The sequence below is a fragment of the Mycobacterium sp. SMC-15 genome (genome assembly GCF_045310925.1).
In the GTDB taxonomy this organism is placed as follows: Bacteria; Actinomycetota; Actinomycetes; order Mycobacteriales; family Mycobacteriaceae; genus Mycobacterium.
The window spans coordinates 101,714-125,623 of sequence record NZ_JBJIAJ010000014.1; the positions used below are offsets into that span (position 1 = coordinate 101,714).

Sequence of the window (23,910 nt, forward strand, 5' to 3'; positions counted from 1 at the left end):
GTTCGCGGTGAAGACAAAGGGTGCGTTGCTCTGGGAGTTCAACAAGCCGTGGTCGGTTGAGGAGATCGAGATCGGTGACCCCCAGAAAGACGAGGTCAAGATTCAGATGGAGGCGGCCGGTATGTGCCACTCCGACCACCACCTGATGACTGGCAGCATCCCCATGGCCGGCTTCCCGGTCCTCGGTGGACACGAGGGCGCCGGCATCGTCACCGAGGTCGGCCCCGGGGTGGAAGACATCGCCCCCGGCGACCACGTGGTGCTGTCCTTCATCCCGTCCTGTGGCACGTGTCCGACCTGTCAGTCCGGACTGCGCAACCTGTGCGATCTGGGCGCCGGACTGCTCAGCGGCGTGGCGGTCAGTGACGGCACCTTCCGCGTCACCGCTCGCGGCGAAGGCGTCTACCCGATGACGCTGTTGGGCACTTTCTCGCCGTGGATGGTGGTGCACAAGTCTTCGGTGGTGAAGATCGACCCGTCGATTCCGTTCGAGGTGGCCTGCCTGGTGGGCTGCGGTGTCACCACCGGCTACGGCTCGGCCGTCCGCAGCGCGGACATCCGCCCGGGTGAAGACGTCGCGATCGTCGGCGTCGGCGGGGTGGGCATGTCGGCACTGCAGGGCGCGGTCAACGCCGGTGCCCGCAACATCTTCGTCATCGACCCGGTTGACTGGAAGCGCGACCAGGCGCTGAAGTTCGGTGCCACCCACGTCTACCCCGACATCTTCGCCGCGATGGGCGGCATGATGGAGGTCACCGCCGGCCTGATGGCCCGCAAGGTGATCGTCACCGTCGGCGAGGTACACGGCGCCGACGTCGACAACTACATGATCTTGACCGCCAAGGGCGGCACCTGCGTGCTCACCGCGATGGGGTCCATGCTGGACAACCAGGTCACGCTCAACCTGGCGATGCTGACGTTGTTGCAGAAGAACCTGCAGGGCACCATCTTCGGCGGCGGAAACCCGCAGTACGACATCCCGCAGCTGCTGTCGATGTACAAGGTCGGCAAGCTGAACCTGGACGACATGGTGACCCGCCAGTACAAGCTGGAGCAGATCAACGAGGGCTACCAGGACATGCTGGACGGCAAGAACATTCGCGGCATCATCCGCTACACCGACGCCGACCGATAAATCATCAGTTGACTCTGCGCTGAGGGCGAAGAAGTGCGAGAAGCACCCGCCCTCAGCGCAGAGTCAACGGAGTACTAGGCGGGCCGAAAGACCAGACTGGCCCTGAGCCTGGTCCGGTTGCCGACCATGCCCAGGAAGTTCCCTTCCACCGCGAACTGCTTGCGGGTGACGGTCGCCTCGGTGGTCAGCCGCACTCCGCCGTCTTCGATCGGGGTCACCTCGACTTTCAGTGGCAACGGCCCGGTGATGCCCTTGACGGTCAGTTCGGCCTCCAGCCGAGCGACATCGCCTCCGGCCGGCTCCCCACCGGTGACCACGACGGTGATGTCGGGGTAATGGTCGGTGTTGAAGAAGTTCGATCGGCGCAGGTCGTGGTCACGGGTGCCCAGGCCGGTGTTGATCGAGGCGGCCTTGATATCGACCCTGCCGGACACCGTTTTGTCGTTCTTGATCTCGCCGCTGCCGCTGAATTCGGTAAACGCGCCGCGGACCTTCAGCGCGCCCCACATGGTTCCGTTCTCGAATCGGATGCTTGATTGCCCGGGATCCAGATTCCAATTCCCCACTGCCTTAGGACTGCTGAGAAATGTTGCGACAGATGACATCTCATCTCCTCCGCCTCCGGCGTGGCAAGCCCGCACGATGGGTATCAGCTCGTCCTCGATAATACGCAGCAGCGGCCGTTTAATCTGGCACTCGGCGCATATGCTGATCCCATGACCACCGTGTTCACCAAAATCATCAACCGGGAGCTGCCGGGTCGATTCGTCCACGAGGACGACGACGTCGTCGCCTTCTTGACCATCGAGCCGATGACCCAGGGCCACACGCTGGTGGTGCCCCGCGCCGAGATCGACCAGTGGCAAGACATCGATGGCGCCGCCTTCGCCCAGGTGATGGCGGTGGCACAGAAGATCGGCAAAGCGGTGTGCCGAGCGTTCGACACCGAGCGGGCCGGCATGATCATCGCCGGCCTAGAGGTTCCCCACCTGCACGTCCATGTCTTCCCGACCCGCAGCCTGTCCGACTTCGGTTTCGCCGGCGTAGATCGCAATCCGTCGGCGGAATCACTCGACGAGGCGCAGGCCAAGATCAAGGCCGCACTGGCCGAACTGGGCTGAGACTCAGACGATCTCAGCGGGCAACTCGGCCGCCCGGGCCGAGGTGTCGGAAAGTCGCGGTAGCGAGACCCGGAACGTGCAGCCTTGGCCCGGCGGCGAGCTGACGGTCACCGTGCCGTGATGCGCGCGGGTCAGGGAGTCGACGATCGACAGCCCCAATCCGGTGCCGCCACTGGCCCGTGCCCGCGACGAATCGGTCCGGAAGAACCGCTCGAAGACCCGCTCCACGTCCTGCTCGCTCATACCGGCGCCCTGGTCGATGACCTCGAGGATCGCGTCGTCGCCCTCGGTGCCGACCCGCACGGTGATCGCAGTCCCGTCCGGGGTGTGCTGCAGCGCGTTGGAGACCAGATTGCTCAGCACCTGCCGCAGCCGCGCTTCGTCGCCAAGCACCTCCGGAGTTCCCGGACCGTCGAACACCTCGAGCTCCACGGCCCGATTCGGCGCGATGGCCCGTGCGTCGTGCACAGCGTCGGTGGCCAACACCAACAGGTCGACCCAGTGCCGCTCCAGGGGACGCTGCGCGTCGGTTCTGGCCAGCAGCAGCAGGTCCTCGACGAGCAGGCCCATCCGGCGCGCTTCACTTTCGATACGCGACATCAGCAACTCCACATCGCGGGCCGCCCCCTGCCGGTACAGCTCGGCGAAGCCACGAATCGTGGTCAGGGGGGTGCGCAGTTCGTGGCTGGCATCGGTGATGAACCGCCGCATGCGTTCCTCGGAGATGCGCGCGCTCTCCGCCGATTCCGCCGAGGAGGCCACTGCCTCCTGGATCTGCGCCAGCATGCCGTTGAGCGCCAACGTGAGCCGTCCGACTTCAGTACGTGAATCGCGTTCGGGCACACGACTGTCCAACTGGCCGGCAGCAATCGCCGCCGCGGTCCGTTCGACTTCGGCCAACGGACGCAGGCTGCGGTTGACCACCACATAACCTGCGGCGCCCAGCACCAGCAGCACCCCGACGCCGATCGTCACCCGCCACCAGGCCAGATAGCGCAGGGTGGCCCGGGGATCGGATAGATCCCTGGCCACGGTGATCAGTCGGCCGTTCTCGCCGTGCACCGACAGCGCCCGCCACTGCACGCCCGACCCGTCGACGGAGCCAATCGTGATCGGCACCGATCCCACGTCGTTGTCCGGCGGCAGCAGCGGCTCGGCGTTCTGGTCGTTGACGACGGTCCAGATGCTGCCATCGGGGTCGACGTCGCGGACGTAGAAGCTCGTCGGCGGCCGACCGGGATTGGGGTCCTCCCCCTCTCGCGACGGCACCCGCCCCCGTTGTTCCAGTGCCCAGCCGTGGGCGGCATCGATGAGCGTGGCGTCGATCCTGCCGATCAGACGGTGCCGCAGAATCGTGGTCACGGCATACCCCTGTGCCAGCAACCCGATGGCCACCATGGCGAGGGTGGCAGCGACCAGGCTGACTTTCAGCGGCAAGATGTCCCGAAGGGGTTTGACCGTCCCCATATATTTCGACCTACAACCCGTTTCCGGCCTTCACGGGCCACCGTCGGTGGTCGCGGCTCGCGTTCATCGCGGCTCGCGCAGCACATAACCGACTCCGCGCAGCGTGTGCAGCAGGCGCTTCTCGCCGGTGTCGATCTTGCGCCGTAGGTAGGAGACATAGGACTCCACCACGTTGACGTCGCCGCCGAAGTCATAGCGCCAGACGTGGTCGAGGATCTTCGGCTTGCTCAGTACCGTGCCGGCGTTGATCACGAAGTACCGCAGCAGCGTGAACTCGGTGGGCGACAACGACACCGGTTGGCCGGACTTCCACACTTCGTGGGTGTCCTCGTCGAGTTCGATGTCGGCGAACGCCAGCCGCGAGTTGCGCGGTTCCTGGGCGCCCTTGCCCGCCCGGCGCAGGATGACCCGTAGCCGCGCCACCACCTCTTCCAGGCTGAACGGCTTGGTCACGTAGTCGTCGCCGCCGAGGGTCAGCCCGGTGATCTTGTCCTGCAGCGAGTCGCGGGCGGTCAAGAACAGCGCGGGGGCGTCGATGCCGTCGGCACGTAGCCGGCGCAGCACCCCGAATCCGTCCATGCCCGGCATCATCACGTCAAGGATCACCGCGTCCGGCCGGACCTCGCGCGCGCGGTCCAGCGCCGCCGGTCCGCTGGAGGCGGTGTAGACCTCGAAACCCTGGAATTTGAGGCTGACCGACAGCAGTTCCACGATGTTCGTTTCGTCATCGACGACCAGAACGCGGGCCTCCGGTGCAGCGTCATGCGCGGCTGTTGCTCCCATAGCGTCAATTCCCTCGCGGTCCGGTGAAAACCACCTGGATATCGGCTGCATGTTTACTGTCAATCAAACTAGCCGATGCCCGCTCCGAATGCCCCCTAGACTGGCCTGGTGAGCCTGGTCAAGCAGCTGATTGCCGTGTCCACCGCCCCGGCGCGCATCGGCCTGTCGATCGCCGACGCCAGTCTGGGCGTGGCCACGACGGCGCTCGGACTGGCTCGCCAGGCCCTCGGAGACGCCGGAAAACAGGGCCCGAACAGCTCGATGGCGCACATGCTGGGCCTGGACGACACCATTGCCCGGGCCAACCGGCTGGCCAAGTTGATGGACGACGACGCGCCCCTGGGGCGTGCGCTGGCGCCGGGTGGGCCGGCCGACCGCCTGCTGGCACCGGGCGGCCTGGTGGACCAGTTGACCGGGCCAGGCGGAGTCATCGACCGGCTCACCGCCGAGGGTGGCGGGCTGCAGCGGGCCTTGCAGCCCGGCGGCCTGGTGGATCAACTGACCGACGAAGACGGGCTGATCGAACGACTGCTGGCCGAAGACGGCCTGGCCGACCGGCTGCTGTCCGAGGGCGGACTGATCGACAAGCTGACCGCCCGTAACGGACCCCTGGAGCAGCTCGCCGGTGTCGCCGACACCCTGAGCCGACTGGCCCCCGGGATGGAGGCTCTGGAGCCGGCGATCGAGACCCTGCAGGAGGCGGTGATCGCGCTGACCATGGTGGTCAATCCGCTGAGCAACATCGCCGAGCGGATTCCGTTGCTGCCCCGCCGATCCAGCCGCCGCTCGTCGACCCGAACGGTGCGCTCCCAACGGGTGATCGACCAGGACCCGACCGATCCGCAGAATTGAGCCCGCTGGCGGCAGCCCGCTACGCCCCGACTTAGAAGGCCGAAGCCTCAATAGGACCGGCCATCGGCGTACCGCTGTCGCCGGTAGTAGTGCCCCCTGCCGCGATTCCTCGCCTTGTACGTCGGCAGCTGGCTGTCACAGTTGGGACAAACGAGGCGCAGATTCTCACGACGATTGTTGTTTGCATCTCCATCAATGTGGTCGATGATCAGCGTCAAAGTCACACCGTTCCACGTGCCCTCGATGCGGCAGATCGCACAGCAGCCGCCCTGCTGCTCACTCAAGTAGTCCCGGACATAGTTGCCGAGGTATGACGTGCGACCACAGACTCCGGTGTCGAGCCAGGCCTCCAAGAGCAAGCGTCGGCGGAGTGACTGTTGACATGCATTGCTGCAGAACACCCTTAGCCGACGGCCTTCAAATCGACGCCGCACCCGAGACAGGTCACTGTCATGAGACAGACGCTATCCACCAGTACCGACAAGAACGGCGCCGCCGAATGGAGCCGCGTGAGAGACTCGAACTCTCGACATCCGCTTTACAAGAGCGACGCTCTACCAACTGAGCTAACGCGGCCGGGCTGGCCCAATGAGCCATGGCGATTGTACGACGGGGTGATGCCGTCCGAGCCGCCCGCTCCCGCCAACTCAAGCCGGCGGATGCGCGAGCGGTGCTGCCAGCGTCCTCCAGTCAGCAGAAGGGTGCGGAACGAGCGCTTTGGTAAACAAGCCCGCGTCAGTTCAATCCTGACAGGGGGCTCCAGACCGCAGACGGCGCTCGCCGATCCATCTTAGGCGCGCGCGGTGGCAACCCCCGGAGACCGCGATCAGCCGGTTTTGCCTGGTCGGTTCTGGCCCACATCGGACGCTGGTACAGCAAACGCGCGGACCACCCACGAGTGGGGGGCCAGGAATCCCAGTTCACGTTTCCTGCGCTTTTTCTTACGAAAACCCGTATAGGGTCTCAGGTTGTAGTCAGTTCATTCGACTTGGGGGAGAACAACTATGCAGCTCACGCGGAATCCGTTTATCACCGGCAGCCTCGCGGTTACCTGCGCCGCTCTCGTCGCCGTCGCACCGGCAGCGCCGCAACTCCCGGCCCTCCAGAACCGGGCGGTCGAACTCACCGCGGTCGCCGCGTCCGCTGCCGACGCCACCAACTTGGGCTTCATCGTCATCGACGACGGCACCGTCGGCCTGTTCCCCCTCGGCCCGATGGCCGACATGTTCGGCCTCGGGCACGTGACGCTGGCGCAGATCGTCAACTTCCTGGGCCTGGGCGACGACCAGCTCAGTACCTTGCTTCCCGGCCTGGTCGACGGCTTGGGCCTGGGCCACACCACGGTGGGGACCCTGGTCGGTGGTCTCGGACTCGCCGACGTCGGGCTGGCCGGCCTGCTCAACGGACTGGTCGACGGGCTCGGCCTGGACGGTGTCACGCTCGGCAGCCTGGTCGACGGCCTGGGCCTGGGCGGCCAGAACGTCGGCGCCCTGGCCCTCGGCCTGGTCAACGGGCTGGGCCTGAGCGGCGTCACCCTGGACCAGTTGGTGACCGGCCTGGGCTTCGGCGACATGGAGATGAAAGACCTGGCGCCGATCCTGACCGCCCTGGGCGCCGCCGTGCCGGGCCTGAACGACGTCACGTTCGGTGACGTGGTGAATGGGCTGGGCATGAGCAACGTTCAACTCAGCACGATCCTCACCGACCTCGGCGGGAACGCCATCTTCCTCAACACCCTGCTGGAGTGGGTTGGGGTGATCCCGGGCCTCAACAACATCACCACCCTGGGAGGGCTGCTGGAGGTCGCCGGACTCAGCGACGCCGCCATCTTCCCCGGCCTGGCGACTCTGCTGACCGACCCGGCCGCCGGTATCGGCAGCATCGATCTCAGCAGCGCACTCGACGTCCTGGGCCTGGACAACGCCACCCTCGGCCAGCTGCTGCCCACGCTCCCGCTGAACATGTCGGTCGACAGCCTGCTGGGCGGGCTGGGCCTGGACACCACCACCCTGGGCGATCTGCTGGGCTCCGGCCTGATCCCGTTGGGTGCCACGGTGGGCGGCATGCTCGATTCCCTCGGCCTCTCGAGCACCAGCCTGGACGCCCTGATCGCCGGACTGAACGGTTCAGGGCTGAGCCTGCTCAACGACAGCCTGAACGATCTGCTCACCAACGTCGGCGTCGACGACGCAACCATCGACGACCTGCTCAACGGGCTCGGCCTCTACGACCACGCCCTGTTCAGCTTCAGCTTCTAAAGACCGGCTGCCCCGGGGAGGCTGGACTACCCGCGTCAGTCGCGCGTCAGGTACTCCAGCACCACGCGGGTGAAGGCGTCCTTGGCCTCGATCATGGTCCAGTGCCCGCAGTTGGGGAACACGTGCACCTCGGCGTCCGGGATGGTCCGCATCGGGATCAGCGCCATGTCCAGCGGGCTGACCCGGTCGTCGCGGCCCCAGGTGACCAGCGTCGGTGTCTTGAGCCGGTGCATCATCGCCCACGGCAGCGGGCCCTTGGACGCCTGCATCATCTTCACCATGTTCGTGAAGGCTTCCTTGCCGTACATCCGCCGGGCGCTGGCCAAGGTATCGGGGTCGGTGGCCAGTGCCCACCGCTCCTCGATGAGTTCTTCGGTGACCACCGACGGGTCGTAGACCATCGAGTGCAGCCACCGAACCAGCGCGTCGCGGCTCGGGTTGTCGACAAAGTCCTGCAGCAACCGGATGCCCTCGGCCGGTCCCGGACTGAGCAGGTTGGTGCCGATGCCGCCGATGGTCACCAGCTTGCTCACCTTGTCGGGGTTGCCGATCGCATAGCCGATCCCGACACCGCCGCCCATCGAGTTGCCCACGATGCTGAACTTGTCCAGGCCGAGGGCTTCGACGAACGCCGGCACCGCGCCGAACGCGGTCACCATGGGATGCCCACCGAAGTCGTCGCTGACCCCGAACCCGGGGAACTCCAGCACCAGGCAGCGGAAGTGCTCGGCGAACGCGGGCAGCAGGCCACGGTAGTTGCGCCATCCGGTCACGCCCGGACCGGAGCCGTGCAGCATCAGCAGCGTCGGCCCGTCCCCGGCTTCGTGGTAGCGCAGCACCCCTTGCTCGGTGGTGACCTCGCGCAGGGTCTCGTCGTGACTCAACTCGGCCGGCATGTGTCTCCTCAAAGATCCCGAAACTCTTTAGACACGCTAACGCCGGACGTTGCCGGTCACGGTGTCGGGGTAGGGATCTTGCCTGCGCTCGCCCCGCCGTCGACGGCCAGTTCGGCTCCGGTCACATACGCCGAGGCATCCGAGGCCAGGAAGGCGACCACATCGGCGACTTCGGAGGGCAACCCGATGCGGGTCAGCGGTGCTCCCGGATGCCCACCCGGGCCGGGCTGGATGCCCAGGTGCGCGACCATCGGGGTGTCGATCATGCCGGGATGCACCGAGTTGACACGAATCCCATAGGGCCCCAACTCGATTGCGGCGACCTTGGTCATGCCACGCAGCCCCCACTTCGACGCCCCGTAGGCGCTGTAGCCGGCCAGGCCCTGCAACCCGGCCTGCGATGACACATTGATCACCGACCCTCCACCGCTGGCCCGCATCGGCTCGGCCACCGCCTTGACGCCCAGAAACGCGCCGATGAGGTTGACCCGCAGCATCGCCTTGAAACCCGCGGCGGACTGCTCAAGGAGCGGAACCGACTGGCAGATCGCGGCGTTGTTGACCAGGACGTCCAGCCTCCCGAACTCGCTGACCGCCATCTCGACCACGGTCTCCCACCCGGCCTCGTCCCCGACGTCGTGCCGCACGAACCGCGCCCCGAGTTCGGTGGCGACGCGCTCGCCGTCCTCCAGCACATCGGTCAGCACCACCCGAGCACCCAGCGCGGTGAACAACCGGGCCTCGGCCGCGCCCTGCCCGCGTGCGGCCCCGGTGATGATCGCGACCTTGCCGGTAAGGTCCATTCCGGCCATCAGTCGCGGTCCTGATCGATACCGGTCAACATCAGTTCGGAAACCCGCCGGGGGAACTCGGTGAACTTGGCCATCGCCACGATGTTGCGCGGCATGATGACATGCCGGCGGTTGCGCTCGACCGCCCCCGCGATGGCCTCCGAAACCGCCACCGGGTCAAGGGATTCGCGGGGAATCATCCGCCACCGAATGGATCGCTCAATGGTGCGCCGGGCCGGCCCGAACGCCCGGATGTGGTCGATCATGTCCGTCTTGACCTCGCCGATCTGCACCAGCGTGGTGCCGACCGGCTTGCCCCGCAACTCACCGCGAATGCCGGCGGTGAAGTGGCTCAGCCCGGCCTTCGACGCCCCGTACAGAGTCAGGCCGGGCCCCTGCGAGATGGCGCCCATCGACGACACGTTGACGATATGGCCGCGACCACGCGCCACCATGCCCGGTATCACCTGGCGGCACAGTTCCATCGGCGCTCCCAGGTTGATCTGCAGCAGGTTACGTACCTGCGCAGGGGTCGCCTCGTGAAACCGGCCGACATGGTCGACGCCGGCGTTGTTGATCAGCACGTCCACCGGGCCGTCGGCTTCGACCCGGCCGATCAGCGCCTCCACCGCCGCCGGATCGGAGAGGTCGGCCGGATACGCCTTGCCGTCGAGTTCCTTGGCCAGGATCTCCAGTGCCGCACCATCGCGCGCCACCAGCGCGACGTCGGCTCCGCGCTCGGCCACCACCTGGGCAATGCTCCTGCCCAGACCACGGCTGGCGCCGGTGATCAAGACCCGGCGGTTAGCGAGGCTCGACGGAGGAGAGCCGAAGCTGGACCGCCGCATCCAAACCCGAGCGTTCCTCAGTTGCATGGTGATCCTTCCGGTAGGGCCGCGCGGAGCACCGCGCAGACGTCGTCGCTGGCTTGGGCCGCGAAGGGCAGGTGGTCCGCCAGATTGAAGAAGCCGTGGAAGCCCTGCGCGTAGCGCGTGACGCTGGCCGCCACGCCGGCGTCCTGAAGCCGCTGGGCGTACTCCTCGCCCTCGGCACACAGCGGGTCCAGCGCGCCGGTGACGACGTGGGCCGGCGGTAGGCCGGTGAAGTCACCGAGGATCGGTGAGGCCAGCACATCGGTCCGGTCGCCGTCACGGCCCAGGTATTGCTCGGTGAACCACTGCATGTGGGCCGCGGTGAGGGTCCCGTTGGGGCCCGGCCGGGGACCGGACGCCGACGCCTGCTTGCGTCGCTGATCGACAACGGGATAGATAAGCAACTGGAACGCGATCGCCGGACCGCCATGATCCCGGGCGAGCATGGCCACCACCGCGGCGAGGTTGCCTCCGGCGCTGTCACCGGCGATCACCAACCGCGCCGGATCGCCGCCGAGTTCGGCCAGATGACCCGCCACCCACTGCGTGGCCGCCCAGGCGTCGTCGATCGCGGCGGGGAACGGCGCTTCGGGAGCCAGCCGGTAATCGACGGACACCACGATCGCTCCGGCGCCATTGGCGAGCCGGCGACAGCAGGAGTCGTGCGAGTCGAGGTCGCACAGTACGAAGCCGCCGCCGTGGAAGTAGACCAGCACCGGCAGGTGCTCCCGGGGGGTGCCGGGGTCGAGGGGGAAGTAGATGCGCACCTGCATCGGGCCGGCGGGGCCGGGAATGTGACGCTCATCGACCCAGCCCACCGGCACGGGTCTGGCCGGTCGGCGGCTCGCCTTCAGGCTGGCCCGCACCTGGACCGCGTTGCCGTCCCCGGCCGCGATGGATGCGAAGGCCGCGGTCATCCGGTCGGCCAGCTCGGTCTGCATCGAGGCGATATCGCTCACGCAGCGCAACGTAGGGCGCCGGCGCCGCCGGCAAATCCCAATGTCTCACTGTGCGAGACAACGTGTCGGGCCGGGCACACCGCAGGCATACAAGTGAACCGGACCACATCACGGCTAGAGCGAGTGGAGCGACAATGCGGCGTCTGACCGGCGAGGACAACAGCTTTCTGGCGTGGGAGAACGCCGCGCAACCGCAGCACACGATCAAGGTGATGGTGCTCGACCCGAGCCAGGGACAACACGGACAACGGCCACTCACGTTCGAGGCGGTCAAGGCGCTGGTCCCGGGCCTGGTCGACCGGGTCGAGCCGCTGCAGTGGCAGCTGCTGATGCCCCGGCTCCGGCTCGGCCGACCCTGGTGGGTGGCCCGGCCGCGCATCGACATCGACCACCACGTACGGCGGCTCACCCTCACCACTCCCGGGGGTGACCACGAACTGGCGCTGGCGATCGACGCGATCTTCCACGACCGCCTCGACCGCAGCCGCCCGGCCTGGCAGCTGTTCTACGTTGACGGCCTGGCCGACGGCAGGATCGCGCTGATCTGGAAGATTCACCACGCCGTCGCCGACGGCACGGCCTCGCTGCGCATCCTGGAGGCACTGTGCGGCACGGACACGCCCCCGCCGACTCCCCCGCGCGACGAGCGGCGGCCGGCGCCGTGGCAGTGGCTTCCGATGGTGGCGCGCCATCAGCTCGCCGCGGTGGTCGGCCTGCCGCGGGTGGTGGCCCGCACCGTCGCGGTGAGCCGGGTCATTCTGCGGCGCCGCCGCGACGGCAAGCCGGGGTATGCCGCCGCGTTCGCCGCGCCCGGCGCCCGCTTCAACGCGCCACTGACCGCGCAGCGACACTTCGCCTTCCGCGGCTGCGACATGACCGTCATCAAGGACGTCGCTCGTACCTACGGAGTGACGGTCAACGACGTGTTCCTCGCCGTGTGCAGCGGCGCGTTGCGCGCTTACCTGGACCGGCACGGCGAGCTGACCGAGGAAGCACTCACCGCGGTGGTGCCGGTGTCGATGCGCCCGCCCGAGGGCGACCCCTGGGGCAACAAGGTGGCCCGGTGGAACGTCGCGCTGGCCACCGATGTCGCCGATCCGCTCGAGCGGCTGACCGCGATCGCCGCGGCGACCCGCACCGCCCGCGAAGTCCAGTCCGAACGCGACCTGTGGCTGCAGCACGACTGGATGGAGTACTGGCCGCTGTTCTGGTTCTATTCGCGCGCCTTGCCGCTGATCGGTGAGCGGACCACACACCGACCGACGTTCAGCCTGATTGCGTCGAATATGCGAGGGCCGCAACAGCTTTACTTTAGCGGTGCGCCGGTTGAGCGGTTGATCTCGTCAGGTCCGCTGGTGTTCCCGATGGGGTTGAACTTCACCGGGTGGAGCTACGAAGGCCAGCTGACGATCGGGGTGCTCAGCTGTGGGGCGCACCTGCCCGACCCCTGGCAGATCGCCGACGGCCTGCCTGCGGCACTGGCCGAGCTGGCGAGCGCAGCCTCAGCGGTCGAGGTCGTCGAGCAGTCGCAGTGCCAGCCGGCATCCGGTGTGGACATCACGCCACAGGCGAGCGACCGGGTCTGAGGCGTCCAGCGCGTGGCCGCGGCTGCTGCCCAGCACGCGGTCGGCGGCGTCGCGGGCCCGCACGGCGGCCTGACGCTGAGCACGCGCCGCGGTCGGCGGGTCCTGCGTCAGCGACGCGACGACCTGCAGCGTGGCGGCGTCGATATCGGCGGCGGCCCGGGCCGCCTGCCGGGTCGACACCGCCAGATCGGCCGTCTCCGCGCTGCCGTAGGAGGCGGCCAGCTTCTCCTGGACCTGGGCGATGTGCGCCCGCCACAGTCCGTCGGCGGCACCGGCCACCGCGGCGGACGCCGCTGCGCCGGTGATCACGGCGGCACTGTCATTGCGCGCCGGAAAGACCCGCTCGTCGGCGACGGGCAAGGCCGTCACCGTCAGCTCGGCGAGCCCGGCCTCGGGCAGCCCACCAGGTTCGGTGGGCGCTACCGCCGCGATGTCGGCGCGCGACACCAGTACCAGACGGTCGTCATCTGCTGCCAACAGCAACCAGTCCGCGAGATCGGCGCCGGTGATGTCGCTCCACTGTCCGGTCAACCGCCCTCGCTCCAACCGGCCGCCCGGTCCTCGACCGATCGCGACCCGGGCTCCGTCGTCGCCGCCCCAGATGTCGGTACCGGCATGATCGGGCAGCGCGCCGGCCCAGTAGGCCGCCGCGTTGGCCATCGCGCAACGCCAGCCGGCGGACCCGTCCTGTGCGGCTGCGGCCGCCACGGCAGCGATGAATTCCCCGACCGGCATGGATTGGCCGCCGAATCGGTTGGGCTGCAACATCTGCCAGGCTGCCATGGAATTCTCCTCGCGGACGTGCGGCCGGCGCCACAATGAATGCTATCCACGACACGAAGGGCGGTGCGCATGGCCGAGGGCGTGTTGGCGGCGGTTCGGCCGTTGTTGCCGGCGATCGCCGCGGCCGCCGACAGTGTCGACCGGGCCGGCGCGGTGCCATCCGACACCGTCGCGGGCCTGAGCGATGCGGGCGTGTTCGCGCTGCTGCAACCCGGCGGCTTCGGCGGTCGGCAGACCGATCCCGACAGCTACCTGGCGGTGGTCACCGAGATATCGGCGGCCTGCACCTCGACCGGATGGCTGGCCGCCGCGCTGGCGGTCAACTCCTGGCACCTGGCCCTGTTCGACGGTGCGGCCCAGCGAGATGTCTGGGGCGCCGATCCGGGCGCACTGATCTGTTCGGCCTACGCCCCCACCGGCCGCCTGGAGCGAGCCGGCGACGGTTTTCGACTGTCGGGGCGGTGGAGCCGCTGCGCCGGGGTGCAGCACGCCTCCTGGCTGATCGCCGGGGCACTGGTGGTCGGGGTGGACGGCGCCGCGGAGGACTTCACGGTGGCGTTGGTGCCCCGCGAGCACTACACGGTCGAGCCGACCTGGAACAGCCTGGGGCTGCGCGGGATCGGCGCACACGACGTGGTGGTGTCCGGCGCTCCGGTACCGGCCCAGCACTGCTTCGGCTGGGTCAGTGACGCGCAACGGGCCGCGCTCGCACCGCTGTATCGGCTCCCCCAGCCCACGCTGTACACCCACGCCGGCACCGCGCCACTGCTCGGCGCCGCCGCGGGAGTGCTCGACGCGCATCGCGAACAGATGACGAACCCGCTGGGCGAATTGGCCATGGCGGCCGCGGGGCTGGAGGTGTCCAGGCTGCAGATCCGGCGCAACCTGGCCGAGCTCGGCGAGCGTGCCCGGTCGGGCAGCGTCCCCGACGCCGAGCTGATGCTGCGGGCCCGCCGCGATCAGGTGCTGGCGTTCGAGCGGGCGATGCAGGCGGTCGAGCGCTGCGTCGCGCAGGCCGGCGCCACTGCGGACGCCCGACTGGACCGGGTCTGGCGCGACCTGCAGACCGCGCGGCTACACGCCGCCAATGACGTGGAGCGGGTGCTGACGGCGGTGGGACAGTTCGCCTTTGGGCTGCCCGTCGACGACCTCATCCTGTGAGGCGTTCAGACCCACGCGTCGGCGGAGATGGTGCGCAACACCCGGGAAAGCATGCTGTCGGTCTCGGCCTCGCGCTGTTGGCCGTCGGCGGGGGCGGAACCGCTCAACTCGTGGGAGATCCGGCCCGCGGCGCGCATGACGAACGGCGCGGTGCGCTGCAGCCGGTGCATCGGTACCGCGCCCGTCAGCGACAGCCCGGCGATCACGCCGTCGCCCGCCCGAATCGGCGCGGCGACACTGGACAAGCCCACCGCCAGTTCCTCGGTGTCGTAGGCCAGCCCGTGCCGGCTGCGGATCCGGGCCAGTTCGCGGTGCAGCGTGGCCCGGTCACCGATGGTGGCCCGAGTGCGTTTGGCCAGCCGGTCGCCGACGAGCGCATCGACATCCTCGGCCGGCAATCGCGCCAGCAGCGCCTTGCCCAATGCGCTGGCGTACGCCGGAGTACGGCCGGCCACCCGGGTCGGTACCAGCGTGCCACCGTCGCCGGCGACCTTGTCGAGATAGACCACGTCGGCGCCGAGCAGCACCCCCAGATGCACCACCAGCCGGGTGTCCGAGTGCAGGCGGGCCAGGGTCGGCGAGGCTACGCCGCGCAGTTCGGCGTGGTCGACGATCTGCGACACCGGCAGCGGTGAGGAGGCCATGCCGTAGCCGTCCGGCCGATGCCGCACCAGCCCGGCCGACTCCAGCTGGGTCAGGATTCGGTGCACCGACGAACGCGGCAGCCCGGTGCGGGCCACCACCTGGTCGAGCCGCAGCCGTTTGCCGGGCTCGTCGAACAGGTTGGTGATCAGCGCCACTCGCGCCACCATCGACGTGGCATCCATACGAGCGCATTATCCCCGCGGCGTCACTGCCCCATCACGTATTTCACGGTGGGCCCCGCGGTCCAGCCGCCGTCGACGGCGATCTCCGCGCCGGTGATGTAGGCGGCCTCATCGGACAGCAGGAAGCCGACCGCCCCGGTGGTCTCCTCGGGCAGGCCGACGCGGCCCATCGGGGTGTTCGGGTACTGCCCCTCTCCGGGCGCGATGCCGACCTGCGCGGTCATCGGGGTGTAGGTCATGCCGGGATGCACCGAGTTGACCCGGATCTTCTCGCCGGCCAGTTCGACCGCCGCGATCTTCGACAGGCCGCGTACCCCCCACTTGGATGCGCCGTACCCGGCGGTCAGCGCCAGGCCCATCAGCCCGGCGGCCGACGAGATGTTGACGATGGAACCTCCGCCGGCGGCTCGCAGCGGCGCGATGACGGCCTGGATGCCGTTGAACACGCCCACCAGGTTGACCTCCAGCACACTGCGGAAGTGCGCGACGGGCTCGTGCTCGACGAGTTGCCCGGTGGCCACCCCGGCGTTGTTGACCAGCCCGGTCAGCCCGTCGAACTCGGTGATCGCCGACCGCACCGCGGCTTCCCAGTCGGCCGGGTCGGTGACGTCGAGGTGGACATAGCGCGCGGCGTCGCCGAGTTCGGTGGCCAGCGTTGCCCCGTCGTCGTCGAGGAGGTCGCCGATCACCACCCGGCCGCCGCCGTCGACGATGTGCCGGGCGAACGCGGCGCCCAGGCCGCGCGCACCGCCGGTGATCAGGACGACTTTGCCGGCCAGCCGGGCCGTGTTGGTGAGCATGGCCATAGCTTCGGGGCACGGGCGCCCCACGTCACAGCCAGTCCCACCCAGCGAGACAGCCGGTGTGGGGCGAAGCCCAGGGTTCCTAAGGTCGCCGGTCATGGAGACGAACGTGGACGTGGTGGTGGTCGGCGCGGGCTTCGCCGGCCTCTACGCGCTGCACCGCCTGCGCGGTGACGGGCTGAAGGTGCGGGTGTTCGAAGCGGCCGACGGGGTGGGCGGGGTCTGGTACTGGAACCGCTACCCCGGCGCCCGCTGCGACGTCGAAAGCGTGGACTACTCCTACTCCTTCGACTCCCAGCTACAGCAGGACTGGGACTGGACCGAGAAGTACGCCACCGGACCGGAGATCCTGCGCTACCTCAATCACGTCGCCGACCGCTTCGATCTGCGACGCGACATCTCGTTCGGGACGCGGGTGACCAGCATGGTCCTCGACGAGACAACGTTGGCCTGGCAGGTCCGCACGGCCGCGGACGAGGAGGTGAACGCCCGGTTCTGTGTGCTCGCGGTCGGGCCACTGTCCAACGCCAATGTCCCGGCGATTGAGGGACTGGAGTCGTTCGCCGGCGAGACCTATCACACGGCGCACTGGCCGCACGGCGGCGTGGATTTCACCGGCAAGCGAGTCGGGGTGATCGGCACCGGTTCCTCGGGTATTCAGGTGATCCCGCCGATCGCCGCGCAGGCCAGCCGGTTGGAGGTGTTTCAGCGCACCGCCAACTACAGCATTCCGGCCGGCAACGGGCCGCTGGACGAGGCCACTCGCACAGCACAAAAGGCCGGCTACGCCGAACGCCGGCGGCTGTCGCGGGCCAGCGGCGGAGGCTCACCGCACGAGCCGCACCCGTCCTCGGCGCTTGAGCTGAGCGCCGAGGAGCGCGACGCCGCCTACGAGCGACGCTGGCAGCTCGGTGGGGTGCTGTTCTCCAAGACCTTCCCCGATCAGCTGGTCACCCTGGCGGCCAACGACACGGCACGGAAGTTCTGGGAGAACAAGATCCGCGCGATCGTCGATGACCCGGCGACAGCCGAACTGCTGATTCCCACGGACCATCCGATCGGCGCCAAGCGGATCTGCACCGACGACAACTACTTTGAGACCTTCAACCGCGACCACGTGCATCTGGTGAACCTGCGCGCCACCCCGATCGAGCGGATCGACGAACACGGCATCTGCACCACCGCGGCACACCACGATCTGGACGTCCTGGTCTTCGCGACCGGCTTCGACGCCATGACCGGGTCGGTCGCCAAGATCGACATCGTCGGGCGCGACGGCGTGACACTCAACGACGCCTGGGCCGGTGGACCCCTCACCTACCTCGGGTTGAGCGTTCCCGGATTCCCGAACCTGTTCAACATGACCGGCCCGGGCAGCCCGTCGGTGCTGGCCAACATGGTGTTGCATTCCGAACTGCACGTCGACTGGGTTGCCGAGGCCATCGCATACCTGGATGCGCACGGCGCCGCCGCCTTGGAGGCCCGCCCCGACGCGGCCGCGGACTGGGGCGCCGAGTGCGCCCAGCGCGCCGCGGACACCCTGATGACGCAGGCGAATTCGTGGTATCTGGGCGCCAACATCACCGGGCGGCCGCGCGTTTTCATGCCGTTCGTCGGCGGCTTCGGCACCTACGGCGCCATCATCTCCGACGTGGCGGCCGCGGGCTACAAGGGATTCGACGTCGTCGACGGCGCCCGGACTCCTGAACCGCAACGCAGCGCCTCTTTTGAGGCCCCACCATCGCGGGGCAATTCAGGGCAGATGCCTTGAGACAAGGGGCCGGTCGCGAAATCGAGCCCCAGCAGTTGTTCTTCGTCGACGCGTTACCCAAGAACCCGAGCCGAGCTGTTGAAACGCCTCTTAAGAGAGTGGTTCAATGTCGAGGAGATCACCACCGGAGGACAGCGGCTCGACCGTTCCGGTAGGCCGCAGAACGCATCGGGTCCGGTCAAAGATCGTCACCATGCAGCGGTTGCAGTGCGTGCACACCGAAGGACTTTCCGGGTCAGCATTGACCCTCCTCACCAGGCCTGGGTCCCGCAGAAGAGCTCGGGCCACCGCCACGAAGTCGAAGCCCTCCTTCATGGCCAGATCCATGCTGCGACGGTTGGTGATGCCGCCGAGAAGGATTAGCGGGATCGTCAGCTCATACCGGAACTGACGGGCCAGGTCGAGCAGATAGAGCTCTTGGTAAGGGTATTCGCGCAAAAACGCCCGGCCCACCGTCGCCAACAGCCAGTTCAACGGCCGGGGGAAGACGCCGGCGAACTCGGCCCGAGGAGCCCGTCCACGGAAGTAGTACATCGGATTGAGCAGCGAGCTACCCACTGTCAGCTCAAGCGCGTCCAGCGCACCGTCATCCTGCAACCATCTACCTATCTGCAGGCCCTCTTCGATGCGCAGGCCACCCGGGAACCCGTCTTCCATATTGAGTTTCGCGGTGAGGGCAACGCGATCACCGACCTCTGCTCGGACCGCCACGGCGATCTCTCGGGCCAACCGCGCACGATTGGCGAGGTTGCCACCGTAGCCGTCGCGCCGTCGGTTCAGCAGTGGACTGAAAAAAGAGCTGACCAGGTAGTTGTGCCCAAAATGAAGCTCAACGGCATCAAATCCGGAAGCAGCCGCCACCTTGGCCGCCATTGCGTGGTCGGCGACTATTCGGCGCAGATCCTCGGAATCGGGACGGCGGGTGGGAGCCATTGCGAGTGGACTGAACAGTCTGCTCGGCGAGACCGCGGGCACACCGTTGGACTTGGCGTTGGCGACGGGTCCGGCGTGTCCGAGCTGGGCACACGCTGCTGCCCCCTCGGCATGGACAGCATCGGTCAGGCGCTGCAGGCCGTCGACAGCCTCAGGCGTCATGACGATCTGGTCGCGTTCGGTTCGCCCCTCCGCGGACACGGCGCAATAGGCTACGGTCGTCATCCCGACGCCGCCGGCCGCCACAGTACGGTGAAAATCGATCAAGTCGTCGGTGACCTTCCCGGCGGGCGTGCGCCCTTCGAAGGTTGCCGCCTTGATGATGCGGTTTCGCAACGAGATCGGCCCGAGCTCGGCTCGACCGAAGACATCGGCCGCTTCGCCGCTCACCGTCGCACCACGGGTGCCGAGAGGCCCGCTACGACGAAGTCCCGCAGGTTGTCCACCTGTCGATCGGTGAGTCGACGGTCGCCGGCGAGGGGATCGCCGAATTGCCCGAAAATCAACTCGAACGCGAGCATCCAGCGCTGCGCGGCGTCCTTCTCACTCAGTTCGGCCACCTGTCGGCACAGCATGTGCGCCCACGGCGTCACCGTGAACCACCCTTTTGTCCAGTTCAGTTCAGCGCGGGCCAACAGCAGACGCGCCAAGAGGTGCAGGTACAGCCGGCCGGCCGGATCAGCGGCCAGAGCCATTATCGGCTCCACCACGATCCGCACCGCGTTCTCGATCGGCATCTCGCAGTCAGCCACGACTTCAGGCAGTGCGTCCGCCCACAGCGGTCCCAGCCGGGTCTCCAACAACGCCGAGACCAATCCGACCTTCGAACCGAAGTGGTAGTGCACCGCCGCCGGATTCACCCCCGCGGCGGCGCAGACCGCGCGGACCGAAACCGAGTCGTACCCCGATTCCAGCAGCAGTCGCTCGGTGACGTTCAGCAGATGCTCGCGAGTAGGTATCCCGGTGGGCGTCATCGCAGTATCAAATCACGATTCAATCAATGATTCAATCACTGATTGACGATGCGGACTGTCGTCCCGATCTGATCTCACTCGGCTCGTTTGAGTTCGGCTGCAATGGAACGCCCGGCGGAGTGTCGAGCTGCCCGTTTGCATTAACTCGCCCCTGACGGGCTCGGAGCAGGTAACCGTCGAGCCGGCCTGACGGCTACGGCCGGCTCTACGACGGCGCCCGAAACGACCTCATCCGCAGCAAGTAGCGAGGCACCCCCGAGATACCGAGACTGCGTGGCCAGTCATCGCTGCGGAAGTAGGCGTCCGTGCCCCCATCGACGAAGATGACGCTGCCGCAAAGGAAGTCGGCGGCATCCGAAAGCATGAACAGCATCCAGTCGGCCAACAGTGCGGGATTCCCGTAGCCGCCGACCGGCACTGGGAACGACTGAACAGCTTTGGCCTGCTGCGGTATCGCCAACAACTCATCGAGCAATGGAGTCTGGATCGCGCCGGGCGCCAGCACGTTGAGCCGGATACCGGCCGCGGCCCACGCCGGAGTCACCGCGTGCCGGCGTGCCCAGCGGGTCACCGCGATCTTCGATGCCCCGTAGGCCATCGACGGCGCCGCGGGGCCCAGCAGCTTGACCGTTCGCACCGCCCGCGCCGTCTTGCCGGCCAGCAGGGCGCGCACCGCGCGACGTGGAACAGCGGGGATGGTGGTCGACGAATTGCTGCCGATCACCACCACTTTGGCGCGCTCAGCGGCGGCCAGCGCCGGTCGCCACGCCTCCAACAGGTCCACCACCCCGCGGAAATTCACCTCGAAGATGGTCCGGGGCATGCTCGGTCCCGGCTTCGGGCCCTGCCCCGCCGCCAGGACGGCACCATCGAGGCGGCCCCCACACTGGGCCAGCACCTGCCCGGCGGCAGCGGAGCGTCCGGTCGGGCCGGACAGGTCCGCGACGACGTCGGCGTCGCGCAGATCGACCCCGATCACGGTGTGGCCGGCCGCCCGCAACTTGTCCGCCGCCTGGCGTCCCATACCGGATGCCGACCCGGTCACCGCGTAAACACCCACGACACGTCCTCCTCAATCCGTTGCGCTTCGTCATACAGGCTTACAGGGCATGGTGGACACCATGCACATCGGATTCATCGGACTCGGGAACATGGGCAGCGGCATGGCCGCCAATCTGCTCAAGGCGGGTCATTCTGTCACCGCCTACAACCGGTCACCGGCCAAGGTGGCCGCCCTGGCACAGCAGGGCACCACGCCGGCACGCACGGTGGCCGACACCTGCCGCGGCGACGTGGTGCAGACGATGCTGGCCGACGACGAGGCCGTCGAGAACGTCGCGTTCGGCCCGGACGGGATTGTGGCGTCGTTGCCACCGGGCGGCACCCACATCTCGTCGAGCACCATCAGCGTGGCGCTCGCCCAACGGCTCACCGCCGCGCACGCGGAAGCAGGGCAGTCCTATATCGCCGCACCCGTCTTCGGCCGGCCTGACGCCGCCGCTGCGGCAAAGCTTTTCGTGATCGCGGCGGGCGCGCCGGCGGCACTGAATCTGGTGTCGCCGCTTTTCGACGCGATCGGCCAGCGCACCTTTGTGGTGTCCGAGCAGCCGTACACCGCCAACCTGGTGAAGCTGTCCGGCAACTTTCTGCTCGCCACCGTCATCGAGTCGCTCGGTGAGGCCATCGCGCTGGTGGAGAAAGCCGGCGTGGACCCGGCGGGCTACGTCGACATCCTCACCTCGACGCTGTTCAACGCCCCGGCGTATGCCACCTACGGCGACCTGATCGCCCGCAAGAGCTTCGAGCCGGCCGGTTTCGCCGCCACCCTCGGGCTCAAGGACGTCCGGTTGGCGTTGCAGGCCGCCGAGGAACTGACCGTGCCGCTGCCGCTGGGCAGCCTGCTGCGCGACCGTTTCCTGGCGCTGCTGGCCAACGGCGGCGGACAGCTGGACTGGTCGGCGATCACCACCCTGGCCGGGCGCGACGCGGGGCTCTAACGGCCGCTAGCCTTCGACCACTCCGCGCAGCCCGTCGGCCCCGAACGCCGGCTCCAGCATCGAGGAGAAGTCCGGACCGCGGCGCAGCATCTGCCCGCCGTCGACGTTGATGACCTGACCGGTGATGTAGCCGGCCGCGTCGCTGAGTAGGAACAGCGCCAGGTTGGCGACATCTTCGGCCTCGCCGGGCCGCGGCAGCGGCGTCGAGACGCGGTAGTCCTCACTGAGCTCTGGCGAGTCCAGGATCGGGGCGACCAGCTCGGTGCGGGTCAGGCCCGGGCGGATGCTGTTGACCCGCACCCAGGAGGCACCCAGCTCGTCGGCGGCCAGCTGCATCATGTGGTCCAGCGCCGACTTGGTCGGGCCGTAGGCGCCGAACCAGCGGTGGGTGTTGCTGGCCGCGATCGAGGAGATCCCGACGAACGAGCCCCCGCCGCCCCGCACCAGCGCCCGACCGGCGTGCTTGAGCACATACAGGGTGCCGTTGACGTTGAGGTCGACGGTGCGCCGCCAAAGCTCCGAGTCGATCTGGGTGATCGGCCCGATGGTCAGCGACCCGCCGGCGCAGTGCACCACGCCGTGTAGCCGGCCGTTCTTGGCCACGGCGGCATCGACGGCGGCGATCACGCTGTCCTCGTCGGTGACGTCGGTCGGCAGGTGACGGACGGTGTCGCCCAGCTCGGCAGCCACCTTCGCCAATCGATCGGCGTCTCGCCCAACGATCAGGACATCGGCCCCGGCGGCCGCCAGCGCGGCGGCCACGGCCTTGCCGATGCCGCTGCCACCGCCGGTGACCAGGTAGCTGCGGTCTTCAAAGGAAAGCTGCACACCGACCCCTCACATCGAAACTGAAACACGTTCTACCTATGGAACCATGCCTCAGGCCGGCGTCCCCGCCGAACGACGCAAGGCGCTCAGCTCAGGGTTGATCGCGGCGGGCCACGGCGGTGGGCCGGGCGGTGCGCCAGTCCTCGACATCGGGCGGCAACCCCAACGGGGCCCGGTTCTCGTTGTGAGCCGACCAGTGCGCGTGACCCAGCTGATGGATGTGGAAGCCGTGCCGCAACGCCTCGGTGAAGCCCATCGCGTCGGCGGCTCCGTTCACCGAGTCCTTGATCAACAGCGCGGCCATGGTGGGCAGCTTCGCGATACGTCGGGCGAACTCCAGCGTCTTGTCCGCCAGCTCATCGGTGGGGAACACCTTCGACACCATGCCCAGCCGGTGCGCCTCGTCGGCGTCCAGCGAGTCCCCGGTCAGCAGCAGCTCCTTGGCCTTGCGGGGGCCGAATTCCCACGGGTGGGCGTAGTACTCCACACCCGGCATGCCGAGGCGCACCCCGACCACGTCGGAGAACCGAGCATTCTCGGCGGCCACGATCAGGTCGCAGGCCCAGATCAACATCAGCCCGGCAGAGATGGCGTTGCCCTGCACCTGCGCGATGGTGATCTTGCGCAGGTCCCGCCACCGGCAAGTGTTCTGGAAGAAGAAGTGCCACTCCTGCAGATACGTCTTCTCCACGACCGGCTCGCGGGTGGCGCCGTGCGATTGGAACGTCGGGTGCTGCGCCGGACCGGGGCGCCGCTCGAGCAACGTGGCCTCCGAACCCAGGTCGTGGCCGGCAGAGAAGTTCTTGCCGCGCGCGGCCAGGATCACCACCCGGACGGTGTCATCGGCCTCGGCGCGGCCGAACGCTTCATCGAGCTGCACCAGCAGGGTGCGATTCTGCGCGTTGTGCACGTCGGGGCGGTTCAGCCAGATCCGGGCGATGCGCCCGTCGTCGAGCAATTCGTAGTCGACCAGGCGATCCGAAGTATCGCCAGCCTGCTCCGATGCGGTGTCCGATGTGACCATTGCCTCCGCCCTCGTCGTCTTCGCATCACAGGCTACGGCGGCCGGCCTGAGCTGCCCGAGCCAGGTGTGACACAGCGCGCACTTCGCTA

At 68.0% G+C, this 23,910-nt stretch carries 23 protein-coding genes, 1 tRNA gene and 1 pseudogene; 8 read left to right on the top strand and 17 right to left on the bottom strand.

The features are described 5' to 3' along the window. The first annotated feature begins 7 nt into the window (after positions 1–7). Positions 8–1,135 carry an NDMA-dependent alcohol dehydrogenase gene (locus ACJH71_RS19445; protein ID WP_406759618.1) on the top strand — a complete coding sequence of 376 codons (1,128 nt, stop codon included), beginning with the start codon at positions 8–10 and terminating at the stop codon, positions 1,133–1,135. A 74-nt stretch (positions 1,136–1,209) separates the two neighbouring features. Here the strand turns inward: ACJH71_RS19445 and ACJH71_RS19450 are convergent, their stop codons facing one another. Beyond that, a complete protein-coding gene (locus ACJH71_RS19450) occupies positions 1,210–1,701 on the bottom strand; it encodes a YceI family protein (RefSeq protein ID WP_406759619.1) in 492 nt (163 codons plus the stop codon). 150 nt (positions 1,702–1,851) lie between these two features. Between ACJH71_RS19450 and ACJH71_RS19455 the strand changes: the two genes are divergently transcribed. Continuing rightward, a complete protein-coding gene (locus ACJH71_RS19455; RefSeq protein ID WP_406759620.1) occupies positions 1,852–2,256 on the top strand; it encodes an HIT family protein in 405 nt (134 codons plus the stop codon). A gap of 3 nt (positions 2,257–2,259) precedes the next feature. Here the strand turns inward: ACJH71_RS19455 and ACJH71_RS19460 are convergent, their stop codons facing one another. Together ACJH71_RS19460 and ACJH71_RS19465 are read right to left on the bottom strand one after the other, a co-directional pair. Continuing rightward, on the bottom strand, positions 2,260–3,723 hold the full coding sequence (locus tag ACJH71_RS19460; protein WP_406759621.1) for a sensor histidine kinase: 1,464 nt from the start codon (positions 3,721–3,723) through the stop codon (positions 2,260–2,262). Positions 3,724–3,786: 63 nt separating this feature from the next. After that, positions 3,787–4,506 (bottom strand): response regulator transcription factor, encoded by a 720-nt coding sequence (locus ACJH71_RS19465; RefSeq protein WP_406759622.1) that lies wholly within the window; start codon positions 4,504–4,506, stop codon positions 3,787–3,789. 108 nt (positions 4,507–4,614) lie between these two features. On the opposite strand from ACJH71_RS19465, the gene ACJH71_RS19470 reads away from it, so the two are divergent. Beyond that, entirely contained in the window at positions 4,615–5,358 is a 744-nt protein-coding gene (locus tag ACJH71_RS19470) for a hypothetical protein (RefSeq protein WP_406759623.1), read from the top strand. A gap of 47 nt (positions 5,359–5,405) precedes the next feature. Here ACJH71_RS19470 and ACJH71_RS19475 read toward each other — a convergent pair. Together ACJH71_RS19475 and ACJH71_RS19480 are read right to left on the bottom strand one after the other, a co-directional pair. Further along, positions 5,406–5,812 (bottom strand): annotated as a pseudogene (locus ACJH71_RS19475) (HNH endonuclease). Between the two features lie 46 nt (positions 5,813–5,858). Next, a tRNA-Thr gene (locus ACJH71_RS19480) sits at positions 5,859–5,934 on the bottom strand. Positions 5,935–6,362: 428 nt separating this feature from the next. On the opposite strand from ACJH71_RS19480, the gene ACJH71_RS19485 reads away from it, so the two are divergent. Next, positions 6,363–7,616 carry a hypothetical protein gene (locus ACJH71_RS19485; RefSeq protein ID WP_406759624.1) on the top strand — a complete coding sequence of 418 codons (1,254 nt, stop codon included), beginning with the start codon at positions 6,363–6,365 and terminating at the stop codon, positions 7,614–7,616. A 35-nt stretch (positions 7,617–7,651) separates the two neighbouring features. Here the strand turns inward: ACJH71_RS19485 and ACJH71_RS19490 are convergent, their stop codons facing one another. From ACJH71_RS19490 to ACJH71_RS19505, 4 genes are read right to left on the bottom strand one after another with little or no spacing between them, the layout of a single operon-like run. Then, the gene (locus ACJH71_RS19490) at positions 7,652–8,512 is read right to left on the bottom strand and encodes an alpha/beta fold hydrolase (RefSeq protein ID WP_406759625.1); all 861 of its coding nucleotides are present in this window, start codon (positions 8,510–8,512) and stop codon (positions 7,652–7,654) included. A gap of 56 nt (positions 8,513–8,568) precedes the next feature. After that, complete coding sequence (locus tag ACJH71_RS19495) at positions 8,569–9,324, bottom strand: glucose 1-dehydrogenase (RefSeq protein ID WP_406759626.1); 756 nt, start codon at positions 9,322–9,324, stop codon at positions 8,569–8,571. Further along, entirely contained in the window at positions 9,324–10,178 is an 855-nt protein-coding gene (locus ACJH71_RS19500; protein ID WP_406759627.1) for an SDR family NAD(P)-dependent oxidoreductase, read from the bottom strand. The genes ACJH71_RS19495 and ACJH71_RS19500 overlap by 1 nt, the downstream gene beginning before the upstream one ends. After that, positions 10,169–11,134 carry an alpha/beta hydrolase gene (locus ACJH71_RS19505; RefSeq protein WP_406759628.1) on the bottom strand — a complete coding sequence of 322 codons (966 nt, stop codon included), beginning with the start codon at positions 11,132–11,134 and terminating at the stop codon, positions 10,169–10,171. Before ACJH71_RS19505 ends, ACJH71_RS19500 begins: the two co-directional genes overlap by 10 nt. Positions 11,135–11,268: 134 nt before the next feature. Between ACJH71_RS19505 and ACJH71_RS19510 the strand changes: the two genes are divergently transcribed. After that, positions 11,269–12,720 (top strand): wax ester/triacylglycerol synthase family O-acyltransferase, encoded by a 1,452-nt coding sequence (locus tag ACJH71_RS19510; protein WP_406759629.1) that lies wholly within the window; start codon positions 11,269–11,271, stop codon positions 12,718–12,720. On the opposite strand, the gene ACJH71_RS19515 is transcribed toward ACJH71_RS19510, so the two are convergent. After that, positions 12,637–13,503, bottom strand: coding sequence for a hypothetical protein (locus ACJH71_RS19515; RefSeq protein ID WP_406759630.1), 867 nt, complete (start codon positions 13,501–13,503; stop codon positions 12,637–12,639). The two genes, ACJH71_RS19510 and ACJH71_RS19515, sit on opposite strands and share 84 nt — an antisense overlap. Positions 13,504–13,572: 69 nt before the next feature. Here ACJH71_RS19515 and ACJH71_RS19520 point away from each other — a divergent pair, with 69 nt between their 5' ends. Next, the gene (locus ACJH71_RS19520) at positions 13,573–14,664 is read left to right on the top strand and encodes an acyl-CoA dehydrogenase family protein (RefSeq protein WP_406759631.1); all 1,092 of its coding nucleotides are present in this window, start codon (positions 13,573–13,575) and stop codon (positions 14,662–14,664) included. Between the two features lie 5 nt (positions 14,665–14,669). On the opposite strand, the gene ACJH71_RS19525 is transcribed toward ACJH71_RS19520, so the two are convergent. Further along, entirely contained in the window at positions 14,670–15,491 is an 822-nt protein-coding gene (locus ACJH71_RS19525; protein WP_406759632.1) for an IclR family transcriptional regulator, read from the bottom strand. 23 nt (positions 15,492–15,514) lie between these two features. Next, positions 15,515–16,291 carry an SDR family oxidoreductase gene (locus ACJH71_RS19530; RefSeq protein ID WP_406759633.1) on the bottom strand — a complete coding sequence of 259 codons (777 nt, stop codon included), beginning with the start codon at positions 16,289–16,291 and terminating at the stop codon, positions 15,515–15,517. A 100-nt stretch (positions 16,292–16,391) separates the two neighbouring features. Between ACJH71_RS19530 and ACJH71_RS19535 the strand changes: the two genes are divergently transcribed. Further along, positions 16,392–18,065, top strand: coding sequence for a flavin-containing monooxygenase (locus ACJH71_RS19535; protein ID WP_406759634.1), 1,674 nt, complete (start codon positions 16,392–16,394; stop codon positions 18,063–18,065). A gap of 90 nt (positions 18,066–18,155) precedes the next feature. On the opposite strand, the gene ACJH71_RS19540 is transcribed toward ACJH71_RS19535, so the two are convergent. The 3 genes from ACJH71_RS19540 to ACJH71_RS19550 all read right to left on the bottom strand — a co-directional run bounded on the left by ACJH71_RS19540 (position 18,156) and on the right by ACJH71_RS19550 (position 21,032). Further along, complete coding sequence (locus ACJH71_RS19540; RefSeq protein ID WP_406759635.1) at positions 18,156–19,388, bottom strand: NADH:flavin oxidoreductase; 1,233 nt, start codon at positions 19,386–19,388, stop codon at positions 18,156–18,158. Further along, complete coding sequence (locus tag ACJH71_RS19545; protein ID WP_406759636.1) at positions 19,385–19,972, bottom strand: TetR/AcrR family transcriptional regulator; 588 nt, start codon at positions 19,970–19,972, stop codon at positions 19,385–19,387. Before ACJH71_RS19545 ends, ACJH71_RS19540 begins: the two co-directional genes overlap by 4 nt. Positions 19,973–20,177: 205 nt before the next feature. Beyond that, positions 20,178–21,032, bottom strand: coding sequence for an SDR family oxidoreductase (locus ACJH71_RS19550; protein WP_406759637.1), 855 nt, complete (start codon positions 21,030–21,032; stop codon positions 20,178–20,180). A gap of 61 nt (positions 21,033–21,093) precedes the next feature. Between ACJH71_RS19550 and ACJH71_RS19555 the strand changes: the two genes are divergently transcribed. Continuing rightward, on the top strand, positions 21,094–21,969 hold the full coding sequence (locus tag ACJH71_RS19555) for an NAD(P)-dependent oxidoreductase (RefSeq protein WP_406759672.1): 876 nt from the start codon (positions 21,094–21,096) through the stop codon (positions 21,967–21,969). 6 nt (positions 21,970–21,975) lie between these two features. Here ACJH71_RS19555 and ACJH71_RS19560 read toward each other — a convergent pair whose 3' ends face one another. Continuing rightward, positions 21,976–22,797, bottom strand: a complete 822-nt coding sequence (locus ACJH71_RS19560; protein ID WP_406759638.1) for an SDR family oxidoreductase — start codon at positions 22,795–22,797, stop codon at positions 21,976–21,978. 91 nt (positions 22,798–22,888) lie between these two features. After that, a complete protein-coding gene (locus tag ACJH71_RS19565) occupies positions 22,889–23,821 on the bottom strand; it encodes an enoyl-CoA hydratase (protein ID WP_406759639.1) in 933 nt (310 codons plus the stop codon). Positions 23,822–23,910: the final 89 nt, after the last annotated feature.